The following is a 19,365-nucleotide window of genomic DNA, read 5'->3' as shown; positions in this document are numbered from 1 at the left end:
TTCTGTGAGAGGCAATGGGCTTATGGGTTATCAACAAAAGTTCCGCGCACCCCCATGGGTAGACTGAGTGAGGCCGATTTTTGGCTCTTTGGGATTCGGGGAGGGCCTGTCACTCCTTATTCGGGTGCGTTTTGGCCGCGATGGGCGATTGCTTTATAATTCCCGCCCGTACCTATTCACGACCACCTTCCCGGAAGCTGTTTTGATGCGAAGCGAGCTGAATAATGCGGCATTTTCGGCTTGAAATCGAGCTTCCGGGAAGATATTTGGGACTATATCCCCCAAGGCTGGCCAGTTACTCCCGCCCATCCTGAATGAAGTAAGCGAGCGATTTATGCAGTGGTATTCCAGATTTTTGATTTGGGTGTTGGTGGTGTTGGCGGGGGTGTTGGTTGGATGCCGGCATAATCCCCCTCCCACACCCATCGAAATCACCCGCCTGGTCGTAGAGAACGTTCCCGTCACGGCCACACCTGGCCCGCCATTGGAAGTCACGACCATCGCCACAACCACACCCGTCGCCCCATCCACAGATGCCGCCGCGGCCCAACCAACCGGTCCCCGGACGCTGACAATTTGCCTGGGGCAGGAACCGGTTTCGCTTTACCCGCACGCCGGTTTTTCCCTGAGCGCGACCCACGTCTGGCAGGCAATTTATGAGAACCTCTACACCAACCTGGACTTCGGCTATCAGGCGGTGGGGTTGGCGAAGCTGCCCAGCCTGGAAGATGGGGATGCACGTCTGCAGGCGGTGGCCGTGGACGCGGGGGATATGGTGGTGGATGTCCACGGTTTTGTCGTGCGGCTGGGGGCGGGGGTGACGGTGAATGATGGGGATGGCGGTGTGGTCACCTATGCCGGCACGCCCCTCACCATGTCCCAACTCGTCGTAGACTTCACCCTGCGCCCCCTCATCTGGTCGGATGGCGTGCCCGTCACCGCCGATGACGTCCGCTTCAGCTTTGAACTCAAGTATGGCCCCAACGTGGACCTGAACGCGGCGGAGGCACGCATTGCCGCCTACGAAGCGTTGGACGCGCACACCATCCGCTACACCTCCCTCCCCGGCGGCGCGGACGCCGATTTCCTGGCGCGCCTGGTTCCGCCGCTGCCGCGCCACCAGTTGGGGGACATCCCCTTCGCGCAGGTGGCGGAGAGTGAGGCCGCGGCCCGCCTGCCGCTGGCGAATGGCCCCTTTATGCTCACGGAATGGCTGCCCGGCGACCACATGACGCTGGTCCGGAATCCGAATTACTACCGCGCCGACGAAGGGTTGCCCCGCCTGGATGGCCTGACGTTCCTCTTTACGCCCAACGCGGAGGACGCGCTGGCGCGGGTGTTGGCGGGGACGTGTGACGTGGCGACGCAGGAGAGCCTGAATTTCGCGGACACGCCGTTGTTTTTGCAGAGCGAGGCGCAGGGTTTGCTGCGGGCCTATTTTGCCGAGGGACCGGTTTTTGAGCATATTGATTTTGGCGTGGTGTCCGCGTCAACCTACGCCAACAAACGCCCCGATTGGTTCAGCGATGTCCGCGTGCGTCAGGCCATGACGCAATGTACCAACCGTCAGCAGATTATTGACGAAACGCAGTACGGCAAAGGGGAGGTGATGAACGCTTATGTGTCCGCGCGGCATCCCCTTTATCCGGCTGACTTGGCTGTCTGGCCGTTTGACGTAAATGCCGGCAACGCCCTGCTGGACGAAGTTGGCTACCTGGACGGCGACGGGGACGGCGTGCGCGAAGACCCGCAAACCGGCGAGCCTTTCCAGATAACGTTGCTGACCACCGCCGGCGGCGAACTGCGACCGCAAATCGGGGGGTTGTTCCAGGAACAGATGCGCGCTTGTGGCATCGACGTGTTATTGAAGACGGTTCCGGCGGGCGAATTCTTCGCCGATGGCCCCGTTGGTCCCGTGTTTGGGCGGCAATTTGACCTGGCCCTGTTTAGCTGGCTCACGCCGGTGCGCCCCCCCTGCAACCTTTATCTGAGCGGGGCGGTTCCCGGACCGCCGGCGACGTTTGCCGCCGGCTGGGCCGGCCTGAACGTGACCGGTTGGAGCGATACCGCGTTTGACGCGGCGTGCGCGGCGGCCGCCGCCGCGTGGCCGGGGACGCCGGAATATGTCGCTCAACATCAGGAGGCGCTGCGGATTTTTGCCGGGAATGTGCCGGCAATTCCCATCCTCACCCGCGTCAAAGTCACCATCGCCCGCCCCACCGTGCAAAATCTGGTCCTGGACACCACGCAGCAGTCCGAATTGTGGAACCTGTATGCGATTGACCTGGACGGGAATTGACCCATACTCCCAGACCTATGACCGAAGAACCGACCCCCACCGATGAATGGGCCGACGTGGCCCCGTTTCTGGAAAACATCCCCCGCCCCGTGCGCCTGGTCGTGTGGGCGTATGAGGAAGGCCGCTGGCAGGAGCGAGAAGCGATCCGCCTGGGACAAGCGTTGAGCGAACGTTTCGCCAACGTGTCGTTTGACCTGCGCCCCCGCCGCGAGAATTACGCCTTTTATCCGGTCCTGGGCGTGATGGGCGTCGAAGGGGAAGAGGAGATAGATTATGGCGTGCGGATTATTGGATTGCCGGCAGGCTATCAGATGACGACACTGTTGGGCGCAATCCAGGCTGTCACCTTTCGCGGGCAGCAAGTAGAGCCGAAAACGCGCATTCAGATCAGCCGTATGCCGGCAGCAGCAGAAATCGAGATTATCACCGACAACGAAGACGAAGCCGGTCCGCAAATGGCCACCATGTGCTTTGCCCTCGCCGTGTGCAGCCCGCTCATTCGCGCCTTCGCCATCATGTCCGACAGCTTCCCCGTGGCCCTACAACGCTTCAACGTCCACTACCTGCCGCACACCATCATCAACGACAAAGTGCATATCGAAGGCGTGTTGGACGAAGCCCAGTTCCTGCGCCACCTCGCCCTCGCCCTCAAACCGCCAATCACCCCCTAAAAACCACTTGAAAAAAGGCCAAAACCGGGTTTTTACCATGAACAGACAATCAAAAAACCCGGTTTTTTCAGTGAATCTGAACCCATCTGAACTGAAACCCCTCATTTCCCCTTGTCCGCATCCTTCAAACGCGCTTCCGGCGTGGGCGATCCGGCCACTTTTGCCAGCCATTTGCGCGCCAGCCGGCGCAGCATCGAGCGCCCGCGCGCCCACAAATACCACGGCGACCGTCGCCACCAACGTTCCTCCCGTGGTTCTGGCGGCGTCACGTCCCACTTGATCAACGCCGCGCCCCAGCTCAATCCCCCGCCAAATCCCACAAAAACAACATTGTCATCCGGTTTCAACCGTCCGGCTTCTATCGCATCGCACAACGCCAGCGGGATAGAGGCTGCCGACGTATTGCCCGCCCGGTCCACATTCAAGAAAAAGAGATCGGGCGACACCTTCAAACGTTTCGCCGCCGCCTCGATGATGCGCACGTTCGCCTGGTGCGGCACAATCAGAGAGACATCCGCCAGTGTCAGATTCGCTTTTTCCAGGACCTCCTCCACTGATTCCGCCATAACGCGGGTGGCAAAACGGAACACCTCCCGCCCATTCATCCTGATAAAGTCCATTTGGTGGCCGTTTGGCGAGAAACCGACACCCAACATGGGCATGGGGCGCGCGCCCACGGACGTCATATACAAGGATTGCCCGCCTGATCCATCTGAGCGCAAGGTTGTGGAGAGGATGCCGCCCGGTACATTTGACCCCTTCAGCACCACCGCGCCCGCGCCATCGCCAAACAAAATGCACGTCCCCCGGTCTGTCCAATCCACAATGCGCGACAACGCCTCCGCGCCAATCACCACTGCTGTGTTGATCGAACCGCAGGCAATGGCGCTGGACGCCATGCTCAGGCCATAAACAAAGCCGGAACAGGCGACGCTGATGTCGAAAGCGCCCGCCCGCGACGCCCCCAGCATGTCCTGCACCTGGCAAGCCGTAGCCGGAAACACATATTCGGGCGTGGAGGTGGCGACAATGACCAGATCAACTTGCAATGGGGAGATATTGGCGGATTCCAGCGCGCGTACCGCGGCGCGGAAAGCCATGTGTGGCGTCGTCTCGCGTGCGTTGGCGATGCGCCGCTCTTTGATGCCCGTGCGTGTGAAAATCCACTCGTCTGAGGTGTCCACTTTGCGGGCGATTTCCGTGTTCGTGAGGATGTTTTCCGGCCAGTAACTGCCCCAGCCGACTATGTGCGCGTATCTCATTTCTCACCACCAGGCTGTATGAACAGACGCGATGCAGTTTTCCATCTGCGCCGCATGACGAAAATGCTGTTTCTGCGTGCGTTTGCACTTTGAGAGAATGATCGGGTGATTGCTTCCCTGCCTCTCTCTGGAATGATCCCTGTTTCTCCATGGGAGAAGGGGGAATGGGGCAGATCGCACTCAAACCGCCAACGTCGATTCCCGGAAGATCTGCGAGAATGAGGGGATTGTTTGTTGGCCTGCACGGCGGACCGCCTACCGCGAGCAACCGCAAACCGTGTCGGTTTCGCGGCGGCGTGGCGGTTTCTAAACAATTACTGATTATCATAACCCCGCGCCGCGGGTTCTGTTGCGCTGCCATTTTGCGCCCGTATAATCCGGTTGACAGACCGTAGTGACTTAGGAACGGAAATTAAGTAAGACAACGAAGTTGTTTCCTTACCGTTCCTGCAAACGGACGATGCAATTCCGTACTTTATGTCATCGTCCGTCCTTCTCTTGTCCGCGCCAACGTCGAATCCATCCATGCGAAAGTTCTTCCTCTCCCTTTTGTCCGCCATTTCTGTTGCCCTGGTTGGGTGTGGTCTGCTCCGCCAGGCTCCTGCCGCGCCTTCGGTGACGCCGGAGATCGTCACTACGCCGCCCGCCGCCGCGGCCTATGCCAATTTGGCAGCTCTGACCGGTGTGGAAGTGCCGGCACGCGACCTGTCGGATCTAACGCGCCGCTTTCATGGGGTGGGTGATTTGCCCGTCGTGGCCCGCACCACCGCACCGGCCTATGCGGTGGGAGATACGCTCACTTTCTGGATCAAAAACCATGATGACGAGGTAAGCGAAGAGATTGAGGCACGCTTGATTTACCGTTCAGATGCACTAAATATGTGGCTGCAAGTGGGGCAGGATGTGCGCCAACGGGCGCTGGAGGAGGCGGTGCGGACGTTGGAGACCGAGATTTTGCCCACGGACCGGGCGATTTTGGGGATGGAATGGCAGCCAGGGATTGACGGCGACAATCGGGTGAATATCTTGCACAGCACTGACCTGGGCAGCGGTGTGGTGGGGTATTTTTCCGCCGCCGATGAGTTTGTGCGCGCGGTCAATCCGTATTCCAATGAAATGGAGATGCTGTATATCAATTTGCGTAACGCGCCCATTGGCAGCGCGGCGTACTACGATGTGGTGGCGCATGAGATGGCGCACATGATTCACTGGCATCAAGACCAAAATGAAGCAGCCTGGGTGGAGGAGGGGCTGGCGGTGTTGGCGGCGTATTTGAACGGACACAATGAGACGCGGTATGACCAGGCGTATGCGGAACAAACGGATGTGCAGTTGAATGATTTTAGTCAGTTTGACGACATGAGCGCGGCGCATTATGGGGCTTCGTTTTTGTTCGCGGCGTATGTTTTGGACCGTCTGGGGGATGAGGCGCTGCGGGCGTGGATTGGGCATGAGGAGAATGGGATTGCCGGCATTTCCCCCATCCTCTCCGCCGCCCACATCCCCGACTTCAACACCCTCTTCGCCGACTGGACCATCGCCACCTACCTGCAAAGCATCAACCGGGGCACGGGCAGCTACGCCTACCACAATCTAACTGTTCCCAGACTGGATTTTGCCGGCAACCACCAACACTTCCCCACCCATGTCGAAGGCACAGTCCACCAATACGCCGCCGACTACATCGCCATCACCAACGACCAACCCGTCACCCTCGTCTTTACCGGCACGCAGCAAGTCCGCCTGCTCAACGTCCCCGCACACAGCGGCAGCGCCTACTGGACCAGCTACCCCGCCGACAACGGAGACATGACCCTCACCCAAGCCTTTGACCTCAGCGGCCTTTCCCAGGCCACCCTCAACTTCTGGAGCTGGTACGACATCGAATCAGGGTGGGACTATGCTTACGTGGTCGTCTCCCGCGACGACGGGCAAACGTGGCAGCCCCTCTCCACCATCTACACCACCGAGGCCAACCCACAAGGCAACAGCTATGGCCCCGCGCTCACCGGCATCAGCGGCACAGGCAGCACCCCCACCTGGGTGGAGCAATCCGCCGACCTCACCCCCTACGTCGGGCAGTCCATCCTCCTCCGTTTTGAATACGTGACGGACCAGGCCGTGCATCTGGCCGGCCTGGCCCTGGACGACATCAGCATCTCCGAATTGGGCTTTTTCGATGACGCCGAAAGCGATGCTGGCGGGTGGCAGGCGGCCGGTTTTGCGCGTCACAGCGACGTGCTGCCACAATCATTCTTGCTGCAACTCATTTTGCTCAGCGATGATGCAGTGCGCGTACAGCCGCTCGCTCTGGACGACCGGCAGCAGGGAACCTGGACACTGCCGCTGGATGCCCAATTCCATCACGCCGTCCTCGTCGTCTCCGGTAGTACACCCGTAACCACGATGCCGTCTTCATACGCCTATGAACTCCGCTAACCCGATACCAACACCCCCTTCTCGTTCGCGTGCCCCCTTTATCATTCTGGGAGGCTGCCTGATCATGATGGCTTGCCTCGTTTGCGGCGCGGGACTCCTCGGCGCAACCCTGCTCATCGGGCAGCGCGCACTAACCATCGTCCACGCCACGGAAACGGCCCAGGCCATCAGCGCCATCACGCCCACCCCCAGGTTGCCCGCCCCCCCAACACACACGCCCAACCCGCCGCTTACGCTTTCCCCCACTGCCCCCTCCCCTTCTCCCTCTCCATCTCCCCCCACCCCTGCCCCCTTTGCCTTGAACGTTCCCGCGCAAATCCGGCAGGATGAGCTGCCTCCCCTTGTCTTTGCTGACCTGAATGCACTCCGCCAGAGCAACTACCCGGTCAACGATTATTACGAGACGGCGCGGCGGCTTGGCTCCACGGACGTTGGCGCACGCACCGTTCCCTTCACCAAATACGCGCCCGGCGACAGCCGCCGTTTTATCGCCGATACGGGCCGGATCAATGCCACGCTCGTGGTCGTCACCAACCATGTGTATATGTGGGTGGAGTCCGGGTTGGAATTGGATGAGCAGGCGCTGACAAAAGTCGCGCGGCAGTTGGAAAATGATTACCTGCCCCGCCTACAAGCCACGTTCGGCGATTACTGGCAGCCGGGGATGGACAATGATCCCCATCTCAGTGTGCTGCATTTGTCCGAGTTCTCCACCGACGACGAAATTGGCTTCTTCGACAGCGGTGACGAATACCCGTTGAGCATCAACAGCGCCTCCAATGAGCAGGAAATCATCTACATGAATATGGCTTTCCTGGACGTGGGCGACGAGGCGTACATGGGCACGCTCGTACACGAGCTAGAACATCTCATTCAATGGCATATGGACGGCAACGAGACGACCTGGTTGGATGAAGGGCTGGCGCAGCTGGCGGAAACCATCAATGGGCTTGACTCCGTGGATACGTATCTCGATTGGCTTTCGCAGCCAGACATTCAACTGAACAGTTGGAGTTATGACGATAGCGATGACGTTTACGCCCATTATGGCGCGGCCTATTTGCTCTCTTTGTACATCTGGGAGCAGTTGGGGAGTGATGCCGTGGTTGATCTGTCTCGCGATCCAGCCAACGGCTTGCAGGCGGTGAGCAATGTTCTGCACGCTTACCGACCAGACCTGAGCCTGGAGCAGTTTCTGGCGGATTGGGCGGCGGCGAATTGGCTTGATGGCGAGTCGGATTCGCCACTGTACGGCTACAATGCGCTGGACTTGGGGCAGCCACGGGCGGCGACAAGGGTGAAGCGGTTGCCGCTAGACACGGTCGGCGAATTGCCGCAATATGGGGTGGATTATGTTGAGTTAAATGTGTCCGGGCCGGTCACAGTAACGTTTGTAGGGGATACATGGGTATCTTTGGTGGATTCCGCCGCTTTTGCCGGCAACCGCATGTGGGTGGCGCCGCCGCTAGACAACCTTTCCGCCCAACTCACGCGCGCCTTCGACCTCACCGGCCTTTCTACGGCAACGCTCACGTTCGCCGCCTGGTACAACCTGGAACCGGACTGGGATTTCGCCTATGTGACCATCTCCACCGACGAAGGCGACACCTGGCAACTGCTCCGCCCTGACCATGCGACAACCGGACAGTATGGACCCGCTTTTGGCGGGCGCAGCCGCGACGAACGGGATAGCACGGACGGCTGGATAACGGAATCCATTTCCCTCGACGCCTACGTCGGTCGAGAAATCTGGCTGCGTTTTGAGCTGTTGACCGACTCCGCCCTCACGAATGGCGCTTTCGCTCTGGATGAGATCGCTATTCCCGAACTCAACTACGTTGCCGACGCGGAAACGGATGATGGGGGATGGCAGGCGGCGGGTTTTGTCCGCACCGGCGTGCAGCTTCCGCAGACCTGGTCCGTGCAACTGATCGACAACGGCAATCCTACCCAGGTTTATTCCCTCCCCTTAAACGCCTTCAACCAGGGTCAGGCCACATTTGACCTGGGCCGGCGCGGCGGCGTCCTCGTTATCATGCCCCAAACTCCCTTCATCAACCAGCCCGCTTCCTACTGGCTGGAAGTAACGGATAATTGAAGACGACAGGCAACTATTCACCACCATCTTCCCGGCAGCTGGTTTGAGGGTAACGACTAACGCTCTCTGGAGATTGGACCAACCTGGCTTAGCAGTGACCTTCCGGGAAGGTTTTTGGGAGGTGGAATAGCTACCGCTTCATGCGCTCGAATTCCGCTTCCAGTTCCTTTTGCCGCGCGTCCATCGCTTTTAATCCTTCGCTGATGGCGTCTTCCCAACGCTGCCGCGCCGCAGCGATCAGATCTTTGCCGGACGCGGGTGTGAGCAAAACAACGGTCGCGCTTCCCACGAGCGCGCCGCAGAGCGCGCCCGCCGCAAAACTCCAAAACTTGTTCATGGGTGTGCCTCCTGGCATCTGAAATCTATCCGAAGTATACATTTCCCGGCGCGCCTCGCCAATCCTGAAGCAACGCGCCCGTTTTTGTGCGTCCGTTACGTTTGGGAGGTATAAATGGGGCCGTATGTTGCTGTCGGCAGCAAGTGCTGATGCCGGCATTCAGCGCCAATCTGACGTGAACCCGAAAAAAAACTATGTCCGAATATATCGAAATCACCACCAAACCAACCGATGACCCTGACGTGATGTTTTTTTACACCAACTTGCGCCTGGACGAGGGAGAACCGGAGTCTTACGACTCCCTGGCTGCCATGGAAGAAGGCTCACCCGTGGCGCAGGCATTGGCCCTGGTCGCGGGTATCGCGCAACTGTATATTGACGGGCAGGAATTGACCATCACGCGCGAGCCGGGGGTGGAATGGTACTTCATCGCGGCGGATGTTTCCGCTATATTGAAGGATTTTTTCTTGTAGCGGAAATTTACGGAGGGCAGCGGGATGAAAAGGATTACCCGATTGATGAGGGTCTTGCTATTGTGTGGCGGGGTGTTGGGGTTCATGCCGGCATGTCGCGTCCCCTCTCCCCCCGCAACCCCAACGCTCACCCTTGCCCCCACCGCCACGCCCGATCCCGTCGCTATTTTGCGAAATGCCGGCACGGCCATGCAATCCCTGCAAAGCGCCCACTGGGAAATTGAGCGCACCGGCGGCCCCGCCTACCTCGACGACGCCCACACCCTCGACTTGAGCCAGGCCGACGGCGACTACGCCGCTCCCGACGCCATTCGCGCCACCATCACCGCATTGGGACCAGGCATAACGCTCGAAATCCAGACCATCGCCATCGGCAACAACCAGTGGGTGACCAATCCGCTCACACTGGTCTGGGAAAAATTGCCGCCGGGATGGGGCTTCAACCCCGCCATCTTGTTTGACGCGGAACAGGGCTGGGAGCCGCTGCTGCGTGAAGACGTGTCCGACGCGCGTCTGGTTGGCGTGAGCGAATTTGGCGGCGTAGCCCGCTACCAGGTGCAAGCCACGGTCACGGGGGACCGCGTGCGCGTCCTCACCGGCGGCCTGGCCCGCGACCCGGCCATCAACGCCACCCTCTGGATCGATCCCGCCACCTACCACGTCGTGCAGCTTCAGTTTAGCAGCACCAGCCCCACGGGCGAACCAAGCCAGTGGAAGCTCTCCTTTAGCCAGTTCGACGCGGACGTGACCATCACCGCGCCCGCGCCGTGACCCCTCCCTTGCCCATGCGCCGCTCTCCGTCCCCGCGTCTCATCCTGGCCGTCGTGTCCTTCGGCGTCTTTGTCGCCGCCGACGACCTCACCGTCGTTTCCACCATGCTGCGGCAGATCATCTTCGATCTACGCATTCCCCTGCCCGACGGCCTGAACCAGGCCGCCTGGATTGTCAACGCCTATCTGATCGCCTACGTCGTCGTCATGCCCTTCATGGGGCGCGTAAGCGACCTGATCGGGCGGCGCAAGGTGTACGTGGGCGCGCTGGGGCTGTTCCTTCTCGGCTCCATCTGGGTTCCGCTGGCTCCCAACTTGCCCCTTTTCCTCGTCGGGCGTGTCCTTACGGCCCTGGGCGGCGGGGCCATGGTTCCCGTGGGCATGGCCATCATCGGGGACATTTATGCGCCGCGACGACGGGCGACGGCGTTGGGCGTGCTGGGGGCAATTGACACGGCGGGTTGGGTGTGGGGACCGCTGTACGGGGCGCTGCTGGTGCGTTATCTCCACTGGCGCTGGCAGTTCTACCTGAACGTGCCGCTCAGTCTGTTGGGCATGGCGGCGGCATGGTGGGCGCTGCGCGATCTGCCTCCTACGGCGGCGCGCGGTCGCCTCGATTGGCGCGGCGTGGCCCTGTTAACGGCGGGGCTGGTAGCCCTCAACGTGGCCTTGCTCAATCGTAGCGGTATTCAGAGCGTAAGCAGCCTGACGCAGTTGGCGGCGGAGCCAGGGATGCGCAGCGCGCCGTGGTGGGTGGCGGCGGTGGTGGCGCTGCTGCTGTTCGGCTGGGTGGAGCGGCGGCGGCGGGAGTCGTTGGTGGATTGGTCGCTGTTTCGGTTGCCGAATTTTGTGCCGGCAATTTCCGTCAACTTCCTCGTCGGGAGCGTGCTGATTATCGCCATGGTGAACGTGCCGCTGTTCGTGAATGTGGTGCAGGTTGACCTGGCGCAGGCGGCGTTGGACAGTGGGCGTTTGTTGAGCAGCATGACGCTGGCGATGGCGGTGACGGCGTATCTGGGTGGATTGGGGACGGAGCGGTGGGGGTATCGGGGGGTGGCGAGTGCCGGCATTTCCCTCTGCATCCTCGCCTTCTTCCTCATGGGACGAAACTGGCAAGCCACCACCCCCTACAGCCAGATGACGTGGCAGCTTGCCCTCCTCGGCGCCGGCTTCGGCTTCGTCACCGCCCCCGTGGGAGCCGCCGTCATCAACGCCGCTCCCGAAGACCGCCGGGGCATTGCCGCCAGTCTCGTCATCGTCCTGCGCCTGCTGGGCATGAGCGTGGGGCTGGCCGCGCTCACCAGTTGGGGCCTGCACCGCTTCAACGTGCTGCGCGTCCAGGTGGCACTGCCCCCCATGACGGATCCCACCTTTGCCCAGGCATTGGCGGAAGGGTTGACCAACACGACGGTGCAGGTATTGGCGGAGACTTTTGTGGTGAGTGCCGGCATTGCCGCCCTGGCCCTGATAACCAGCCTCTGGCTGCGCCACCAGGACAAAGCCAATGCGTGACAGTGAACCACAAACGTCCGGGAGCGCGCCGGAGCGCGCGGGAGCCGGCGCTACGCTGTCTTTTTATCTTCCACGGCCAGAGCGATATGCAACTCGTCTAGCTGCTTTTGCGCCACTTCCGAAGGCGCGTCCGCCATCAAGTCCATCGCCTGTTGCGTCTTGGGGAAGGCCATCACCTCGCGGATGTTCGGCTCGCCCGTCATCAGGGCCACCAGGCGGTCAATGCCCGGCGCAATGCCCCCGTGCGGCGGCGCGCCGTACTCAAACGCCTCCAGCATATGGCCAAACTGCTCTTGCGCCTGCTCCATGGAGAAGCCGATCAACGCCATGATTTTGCGCTGCAAGGGGCGCTCATGGATACGGATGCTGCCCCCGGCAACCTCGAAGCCATTGCATACCAGGTCGTACTGTTCGCTGAGGACGGCGTGTGGGTCGGTATCCAACAGCGGGATGTGCGCCCGCTTGGGTGCGGTGAACATGTGGTGGCTGGGAGCATAGTGCCCATCTTCCATCGTCTCTTCAAAGAGCGGAAAGTCAATCACCCAACAGAAGTGCAGCATCTTCTGGCTCTTGTAGCCCAGCCGCCAGCCCATTTCCTCGCGCAAGGCGTGCAGAATGGCGTACACCTTCAGTCGCTCGTCGCTGGAGATGAGGATCAGGTCGCCCGGTTTGGCCCCCATCCGTTCCGTGATGCGCAGCAACTCGTCTACGGTGAAGAACTTGGCGATGGGGCCGCGAATCTCCTCCGTTTCCGGGTGAATCGCCAGCCACGCCAGCCCTCTCGCGCCGGCCTCCCGCGCAACTTCTTCCAATTCGCCCATCTCGCGGCGGCTGTAGCTGCCGCAGCCCGGCACGCAAATGGCCTTCACCGGCTTGCCTTCGGCCACGTTTTCGGCAAAGACGCGGAAGGCGCTGTGCGCCACCAGGTCGGCGATGTCCGTCAGCTCCATGCCATAGCGCAGGTCGGGGCGGTCGGTCCCGAACCGTTCCATGGCGTCGCGGTAGCTGATGCGCGTGAACGTTTCGCTATGCAGCGGCACGAGGCTGGCCGTCTGGACCATGCCCACCATGAGGGTTTCGATCAAGTCCAGAATGTCGTCCCGTTCCACAAAGCTCAACTCAATATCTAGTTGCGTAAATTCCGGCTGACGGTCGGCGCGCTGGTCTTCGTCGCGGAAGCAGCGGGCAATCTGGAAGTAGCGCTCATAGCCGGCGACCATGAGAAGCTGCTTGAGTTGCTGCGGGCTTTGGGGCAGGGCGTAAAACTTGCCGGGATGCACGCGGCTGGGAACCAGATAGTCGCGCGCGCCTTCCGGCGTGCTTTTGAAGAGGATGGGGGTTTCGATTTCCAGGAAGCCCCGCTCATCGAGGAAGTCGCGGATAAACTTGATGGCCCGGTGGCGCACCGCCAGGTTGCGCTGCAACCGTTCGCGGCGCAGGTCAAGATAACGATACTTAAGGCGCAGGGCCTCATCCACATTCCCGTCACGATCAATGAGGAAGGGGGGGACTTTGGCCGGATTGAGGATGGTCACCTGTTGGGCCAAAATCTCAATGTCGCCCGTGGGCATGTTGGGGTTTTCCTGACCGGCGGGGCGGGGTTGGACCTGCCCGGTAATTTGCAGCACAAATTCTGGACGCACCTGGTTGGCGATGTCGAACGCCTCTTGCGATGCGCCGCTGTCCACGGCGACCTGGGTTTTGCCCCAACGGTCGCGCAGATCAACGAAGATAATGCCGCCCATGTCGCGACGGCGGTTGACCCATCCGGCGAGTGTGACTGTTTGTCCGATGTGATCGACGCGAAGTTCGCCACAAGTATGCGTTTTGAGCATCTTCTTTATCCTTTGACTTCGTTTTTCCCGGACGGGAGCCGTAATCAGATTTGCCCCCGTCTCCTGCCTGCGTTGCGCGATATTTCACAAAGAGAGCGGCATTGTATCATAAAACGTGGCAAGGTTGAACCCCCTTTTACCGTTTTTGCTCTGGGTGTTCAAGTGCGCGCATATGTCGGAATGCGTTGACCTTGTCTGGTTTCCCGTTGGTGAGTCGTAGGAAAGGAGACATGGTACTTTTCGGCAAAAATGTGGCATAATTGCCGGGCGTGGCTGGCGCGGCGTGCTGACTTTAGAAGAAAAAAGTCATAAAAATTGACACCCTGTTTTTTCCTTGTTACAATGAATGTAACTGCTAGGCCAGATTGGACCAATTTTCTCCGGTGAAAATGGCCATTGAGCGCGTGAAATTGGGCCAATCTCCAAAGAGCGTTAGTAGTTACCCATGAAAGCAATTATCCACCACCATCTTCCCGGAAGCTATTTTGAGGCTTAATGGCCTGAATGATGCGACGCTGTAGGTGCGGAAGCGAGCTTCCGGGAAGGTTTCTATTCATTGTGATTTATTCTCTTGAAAAGGATGTGGCAGCATGAGTATTGATACTGTTGAATTGACCGAAACCATCACTTTGACCGACACGGCGCGCGACATGGTGCGTAACCTTCTGGTGCAGAAAAACGTGCCTGATTATGGTTTGCGCGTGTTTGTGGCCGGTGGCGGTTGCTCCGGTATGCAGTATGGCATGGCTTTGGAAGCGGAAGCGCGTCCCTATGACCATGTGTTTGAGAGCAGTGGCGTGAAGGTCTTTGTGGACCCCACCAGTATGATGTATCTGGCTGGTTCCACGGTGGACTACGAAGACAGCCTGATGGGCGGCGGCTTCCGCATTGACAATCCGAATGCTGTTTCAGCCTGTGGTTGTGGCAGTTCTTTCAAGACGAAAGACAGCGCCGGCGCGGCGGCGTCCGCGGGCGGCTGTGGCAGTGGCTGCGGCTGCAGCTAAACGACAACACGCTGACGAGATAAAACGGGGCGTCTGGTTGTTGCCAGGGGTCCCGTTCTGCTTGTTTGCAGGCGGAAGGTCGTGCCGCTCTTCTTCCGCGGAAGAGGGCGCGGCGCATGGCCAGGAGGTGCGGAGAATGCCCCATTTTTTCACGCTGGAAGAGGCGAATGGGCTGCTGCCCAAGATTAAGCCGTTGATGGCGGAATTGCTGGCGTGGCGGGCAAAAATCATTGAGATGCGTCATGAAGTTGCCGGCATTCTCCAAGACACAACCAGTAACGTCGGCAGCCCCGCCACCTCCGCCCTGGTTCAGGATTTCATGGCCATTGACCGCCTGCTGGCCCAAATCCACGAATACGGCTGCGAAGTAAAAGACCTCAACGTGGGTCTGCTTGACTTCCTCGCGGAAATGGATGGGCGCGAAGTGTACCTGTGCTGGCGCTTTGGCGAGGAAGAGATAGCCTATTACCACGACCTGCACACTGGATTTGGCGGACGGCGGCGCATCCCCCGCTGAACCCCGCCGATTCCTCCCCCCGAGTGAGAAAAAAAGTGTTACAACGACTCTGGCGCAAAGACACCGGCGAGAAACCCGGCATCCTCTGGCTAGACCTGGGGGATCTGGGCGACCTCGTCAACCCCGCCGGCCCGCATGAGCAGTGGCAAGACCACGGCCTCGGCCTTCTGCGTACCATCATGCACCAGAACGGCATCATGACCGACCTGGCCTCTACCCGCGCCGTCACCAGTTGGGAGCAACTGGCGCGGCAAATCAAAGGGTACGACATGATGCTCATGAACGTGCGCAGCTATACGTACCCCGTGGCGCGCAAAGCCGCGCGGATTTTTAAGGAACTCAATCCCCACGCCAGGATTTTCGCGGGCGGCATGCACGCCACCGTTGCTCCCGATGAGATGCTGGCGGTGGATGCGTTTGATAAGGTGTGCCAGGGTCCGGGGGAGGGCATTATCCTGGACCTGGTGCGCGATCCGGATCGCTTCCCGCGCCTGGTTTTGGGGCAAGGCACGCGCTCCATGGCCGAATGGCCGATGATTGATCGCACGTTATGGCCGCGTCCGGCCAGTCGCAAGTTGCGCAAGGGATTCCACTGGCCGCTGGAGCCAGAATGCGGTTGGGGTCCCGCGCCCGTCGCCACGATTCTCACCAGTCGCGTGTGCCCGTGGCAGTGCGTTTTTTGCAACGAGGCTTCCTACATCCCCAACATGGGGCGGCGTCCCGTGGATATGGTGATTGACGAGTTGAACTATCTGGACGAAACGTATGGTCCTATCGGCTCAATTGTCATTCACGACTCCATGTTTTTCCAGAATCCGGGTTGGCTGAAAGAATGGATCGAGAAATATCCGCGCCGCGCGAACAAGGTGTGGCCCTATTGGGCAGCGGGGCGTTCCGACACGGTGCGCCAGTGGCCCGATCTGTTTGAGGCGCTGCTGTGGGAGACGAATTGGGACACGATTTCCATCGGTTTTGAATCGGGCAGTGACCGTATCCTGCGTTTGTTGAACAAGGAATGCACGGAAGAGGACAACTATTTTGCCATTGAACTGGTGAACCGCATTGGGGATGAGATGGAAGCGGCGGGGCGCAAAGCGCCGTGGTTTTGGGCAAACATTATGTTGGGCATTCCGGGGGAGCATCCCGAAGATGCGTACAAGACGATGCGCATGTTGAAGTCAATGCGGCGCGTCTATCCCTCTATTTCGTTTTACGCCCCTTATCCGGGGTCGGCGTTGGGCTACCAGCTCATCGCCGAAGGTAAGAGCCTGATGTCAAAGGAGAATTACCACCGTTTCCCGGATGATGAGAAGGTGAAAGGGGTAAATTATCAGTTTTATCGTGAGTTACTTGCCGGCAATTTCGACGACGAAGTCAATCAAGGCTTACTGGCGTGGCAGGAGCAAAACCTGAGCAGCGACTTGATGAGCGCCCTGGCAAAGGCGTAATGTCCTGCCGTGGACCATCCTGAAAGCGGCAAAGTTCCAGGATGGTGGAGACAACGTGAGCAGTTTTAGTAATCCACACTATATGTATCTCTTCCTGATGAAGAATGGAAAGAGGAAACTGGCCTATGGGCAGAACCCCGAAGATGCTCTGGATATTCTGCGCGTGCGCCTGACGGATGCGGAAATGGCGGAGATTATTCCCGACCAATACGAGAAAATTCGGCAGCGGGAATTGCAGAAATATGTAGACCAGTTGGGGTGAGATCCCCGCGCGGGCGGTGTCAAGGAACGTTTTGTGGCACGTCGGCCAGGAGTTGGCGCAGCGCGGGCAGATGTTTTTCCGCCTCGGCCACGCCGGCGGCAATGGGGTTATCCAGGTCCTTGAAGTCCAGCGAACCGACGCCCGTGATGTCTGGGCGCATGAGGATGGTGGGGGGATGATTAATCAGCCGTTCCTCGTGTAGATGCCAGGTCATGACGCGCACGGAGCGCCACATGGCTTGCATCAGCGTGGGGCCGCGCAGGAATTCGTCTCCGCTGGTGAGGGAAGGGATAGGTAGTTGGAAACCGACGATGGCGCTGACGGGGTCGTGCCATGGGTCTTCGGAGGCCAGGGGAGGGTGTACGTCTACGGCGATGATTTTGCGTGCGCCGTGGGCGTGGGCGACGTGGGTGGCGAGGCTGTCGATGACGCCGCCGTCGGCGAGTTGATGGCGCCCCATGACGACGGGGGGAAAGAGGCCAGGGACGGCGGAGGTTGCGAGTAATGCCGGCACTAACGCCCCCTCTTTCAACTGTATTTCCTTGCCGCTGAGCATATCCACGGCCATGAGAATGATGGGGATGCGCAGGTCGCTGAAGTTTTTGTCCCCCAAAGCCAGTTTCAACTGCATCCCGAATCGGTCCTGCCGGGCGCGCGCGGAGAAGAGTTTGAGATCACGTAATGCCGGCACTTTCGGATAACTCAGAGACATCGCCGCCTGCAATCCCCGCGCAATCTCTCCCGGCGACATCCCCAGCGCGTACGCCGCGCCCACTATCCCCCCCATACTTGTGCCCACAATCATATCAATCGGAATCTGCTCGCGCTGCAATACCTGCAACACGCCCACATGAGCCAGCCCACGGCTGCCTCCGCCACCGAGTACCAGTGCTATCTTAGGACATTTCATCGTTATGATCCCTTAGGGTTCGTGCAAAATTAACTTTGGCCTATCCAATAAGCAAGAACCCTTCCAGCGCATCCATTATTTCCAATCTAAAATACGGATGCGCCCTTAAGAAGGACGAGGGGCGAGTGCATGTACCCGCTTGCCTGCCCGCAAACCCGCATCCCTGCAAACCCGCCGTTCGCACACCCACCACTCGCACACCGGCCACTCACCAACGGTGAAAGTCTTCCTGATTGGCGACTTCGTAGGCGGTGAAGCCGAGGCGACGGGCGCGCTCCTGTACCTGACCGAAGGAGGGCTGCCGCTCTACGAGGATTAACACAGGATTATACCCGCTACGGGTGAGACGGTGCAGCGCCTGGCACGTTTCCAGGTCGCCGCGTGGCGTGAGCACGAGAATGGTCACGCCCCAACTGAGGCCCAGACAGGCACGGGGAATCCAGAGCGGAAAATAGACGGTATCGTCCGCCTCCAGCCGCGCCAGCAGTTCCAATAACTTCATCAGGTGGGCGCGGCCCGCGTGCGGGTGGATGGGCGTGGGCATCAGGCCCGCGGCGCGGCCCAGCGGATGCCCCAGGTGCCAATCGGTTTCCGTGGGCGTCTCCGTGCGCAGCAGCAGCCGCCCGCTTTCCTGATCAAAGCCAGGGTCATCCTGTTCACCGCCTTCTACGCGCAGCGGGTCCGCGCCATTGCTAATCAAGCCCACCGCCTGCCGCTTCTCCACCAGGTGCGCGGCCAGCGACGCGGCGATTTCCACGGTCCATTCTGGCCCATAATATCGGTCATGATAATCGTTCGCGTTCAGGTTGAGCAGCAGCGCCGCTTCCAGGGAGATAGCCGGCTCGAGCGTCTTTACCAGAAGCGCTTCCTTGCTGGCGCTCACTTTCCAGTTGACCTGGCGCAGCGAATCGCCGGAGCGAAAGGGGCGCACGCCCATGGGCCGGGCAGGGTCTTCAAAGAGGCGCTGGCGGCTGGGCAGCGTGCCAAATGGGAGGCGGGAAGGGAGGCCCAACTGCGCCAGCGGCGTGATTCTGGGGTAGATGGTCAGGTAAGATGCTCTGAGATGCGCTTCTCGTTGGGCGAAGCCAAACAGATCGCCCAACTGCATATAGGTGGGGCCTAGCCGGTAGTAGCCGCGCCGGTATGCCTGGGCGGTGTAGGTTAGTTGCCGGGTTTCCCGTCCACGCAGGGCGATCGCCGTGTGAATTTGCGAGCCTTTGCGCAGGCCGAGGGGGATGGCGTCGGTCAGTTGCAGCCAGGGGAGCGGCAGGCGGCTGCTGTTTTCTATCTCCAGGCGTACGTTAATTTCCTCCCCCAGAAAGGCGTGGTCGTTGTATTGGCGGGCGACGCGCAGATGGCGCAGCGCATGTCCGGGATACCAGCGGCTCCAGGCATAGACGCCGAGGCAGACGTAGACGATGTAATAAACGAAGTCGATCCGCAGGAGGATGGCGATTGCCAGGAAGAGGAAGATCAGGTAGAGCATGGGAGGGAAGTTGGTGGTTTCTCGTTGACGGTTTTCCGTTGA

At 59.9% G+C, this 19,365-nt stretch carries 16 protein-coding genes; 11 read left to right on the top strand and 5 right to left on the bottom strand.

Going from position 1 to position 19,365, the window contains the following annotated elements; genetic code table 11:
• The first annotated feature begins 334 nt into the window (after positions 1-334).
• Together H6650_04840 and H6650_04835 are read left to right on the top strand one after the other, a co-directional pair.
• A complete protein-coding gene (locus H6650_04840) occupies positions 335-2,299 on the top strand; it encodes a hypothetical protein (protein MCB8951324.1) in 1,965 nt (654 codons plus the stop codon).
• Between the two features lie 17 nt (positions 2,300-2,316).
• Positions 2,317-2,970, top strand: a complete 654-nt coding sequence (locus H6650_04835) for a hypothetical protein (GenBank protein MCB8951323.1) — start codon at positions 2,317-2,319, stop codon at positions 2,968-2,970.
• A 101-nt stretch (positions 2,971-3,071) separates the two neighbouring features.
• Here the strand turns inward: H6650_04835 and H6650_04830 are convergent, their stop codons facing one another.
• Complete coding sequence (locus H6650_04830; GenBank protein MCB8951322.1) at positions 3,072-4,232, bottom strand: ketoacyl-ACP synthase III; 1,161 nt, start codon at positions 4,230-4,232, stop codon at positions 3,072-3,074.
• A 525-nt stretch (positions 4,233-4,757) separates the two neighbouring features.
• Between H6650_04830 and H6650_04825 the strand changes: the two genes are divergently transcribed.
• Entirely contained in the window at positions 4,758-6,671 is a 1,914-nt protein-coding gene (locus tag H6650_04825; protein MCB8951321.1) for an immune inhibitor A, read from the top strand.
• Positions 6,672-6,735: 64 nt separating this feature from the next.
• Positions 6,736-8,769 (top strand): immune inhibitor A, encoded by a 2,034-nt coding sequence (locus tag H6650_04820; GenBank protein ID MCB8951320.1) that lies wholly within the window; start codon positions 6,736-6,738, stop codon positions 8,767-8,769.
• Positions 8,770-8,899: 130 nt separating this feature from the next.
• Here H6650_04820 and H6650_04815 read toward each other — a convergent pair whose 3' ends face one another.
• Entirely contained in the window at positions 8,900-9,106 is a 207-nt protein-coding gene (locus tag H6650_04815) for a hypothetical protein (protein MCB8951319.1), read from the bottom strand.
• 194 nt (positions 9,107-9,300) lie between these two features.
• Here H6650_04815 and H6650_04810 point away from each other — a divergent pair, with 194 nt between their 5' ends.
• The 3 genes from H6650_04810 to H6650_04800 are packed head-to-tail and all read left to right on the top strand — an operon-like array spanning position 9,301 to position 11,861.
• Positions 9,301-9,579, top strand: coding sequence for a NifU N-terminal domain-containing protein (locus H6650_04810; protein ID MCB8951318.1), 279 nt, complete (start codon positions 9,301-9,303; stop codon positions 9,577-9,579).
• 24 nt (positions 9,580-9,603) lie between these two features.
• A complete protein-coding gene (locus tag H6650_04805; GenBank protein ID MCB8951317.1) occupies positions 9,604-10,350 on the top strand; it encodes an LppX_LprAFG lipoprotein in 747 nt (248 codons plus the stop codon).
• Positions 10,347-11,861 carry an MFS transporter gene (locus tag H6650_04800; protein ID MCB8951316.1) on the top strand — a complete coding sequence of 505 codons (1,515 nt, stop codon included), beginning with the start codon at positions 10,347-10,349 and terminating at the stop codon, positions 11,859-11,861. Before H6650_04805 ends, H6650_04800 begins: the two co-directional genes overlap by 4 nt.
• A gap of 50 nt (positions 11,862-11,911) precedes the next feature.
• Here the strand turns inward: H6650_04800 and aspS are convergent, their stop codons facing one another.
• Positions 11,912-13,696, bottom strand: a complete 1,785-nt coding sequence (aspS, locus tag H6650_04795; protein MCB8951315.1) for an aspartate--tRNA ligase — start codon at positions 13,694-13,696, stop codon at positions 11,912-11,914.
• Positions 13,697-14,286: 590 nt separating this feature from the next.
• Here aspS and erpA point away from each other — a divergent pair.
• The 4 genes from erpA to H6650_04775 all read left to right on the top strand — a co-directional run bounded on the left by erpA (position 14,287) and on the right by H6650_04775 (position 16,927).
• Positions 14,287-14,700: an iron-sulfur cluster insertion protein ErpA gene (gene erpA / locus H6650_04790; protein ID MCB8951314.1), complete on the top strand. Its 414-nt coding sequence runs from the start codon at positions 14,287-14,289 to the stop codon at positions 14,698-14,700.
• 136 nt (positions 14,701-14,836) lie between these two features.
• The gene (locus H6650_04785) at positions 14,837-15,217 is read left to right on the top strand and encodes a DUF2203 domain-containing protein (GenBank protein MCB8951313.1); all 381 of its coding nucleotides are present in this window, start codon (positions 14,837-14,839) and stop codon (positions 15,215-15,217) included.
• 23 nt (positions 15,218-15,240) lie between these two features.
• Positions 15,241-16,665 (top strand): B12-binding domain-containing radical SAM protein, encoded by a 1,425-nt coding sequence (locus tag H6650_04780; GenBank protein MCB8951312.1) that lies wholly within the window; start codon positions 15,241-15,243, stop codon positions 16,663-16,665.
• An 82-nt stretch (positions 16,666-16,747) separates the two neighbouring features.
• Positions 16,748-16,927 (top strand): hypothetical protein, encoded by a 180-nt coding sequence (locus tag H6650_04775; protein MCB8951311.1) that lies wholly within the window; start codon positions 16,748-16,750, stop codon positions 16,925-16,927.
• 19 nt (positions 16,928-16,946) lie between these two features.
• On the opposite strand, the gene H6650_04770 is transcribed toward H6650_04775, so the two are convergent.
• A complete protein-coding gene (locus tag H6650_04770; GenBank protein ID MCB8951310.1) occupies positions 16,947-17,837 on the bottom strand; it encodes a patatin-like phospholipase family protein in 891 nt (296 codons plus the stop codon).
• A 208-nt stretch (positions 17,838-18,045) separates the two neighbouring features.
• Complete coding sequence (locus H6650_04765; protein MCB8951309.1) at positions 18,046-19,323, bottom strand: DUF58 domain-containing protein; 1,278 nt, start codon at positions 19,321-19,323, stop codon at positions 18,046-18,048.
• Positions 19,324-19,365 lie beyond the last annotated feature (42 nt).

Source organism: Ardenticatenales bacterium (assembly GCA_020634515.1).
GTDB lineage: Bacteria > Chloroflexota > Anaerolineae > Promineifilales > Promineifilaceae > JAGVTM01.
Note: the sequence above shows the minus strand (reverse complement) of the source record. Positions and strands in the feature narration are given on the sequence as shown.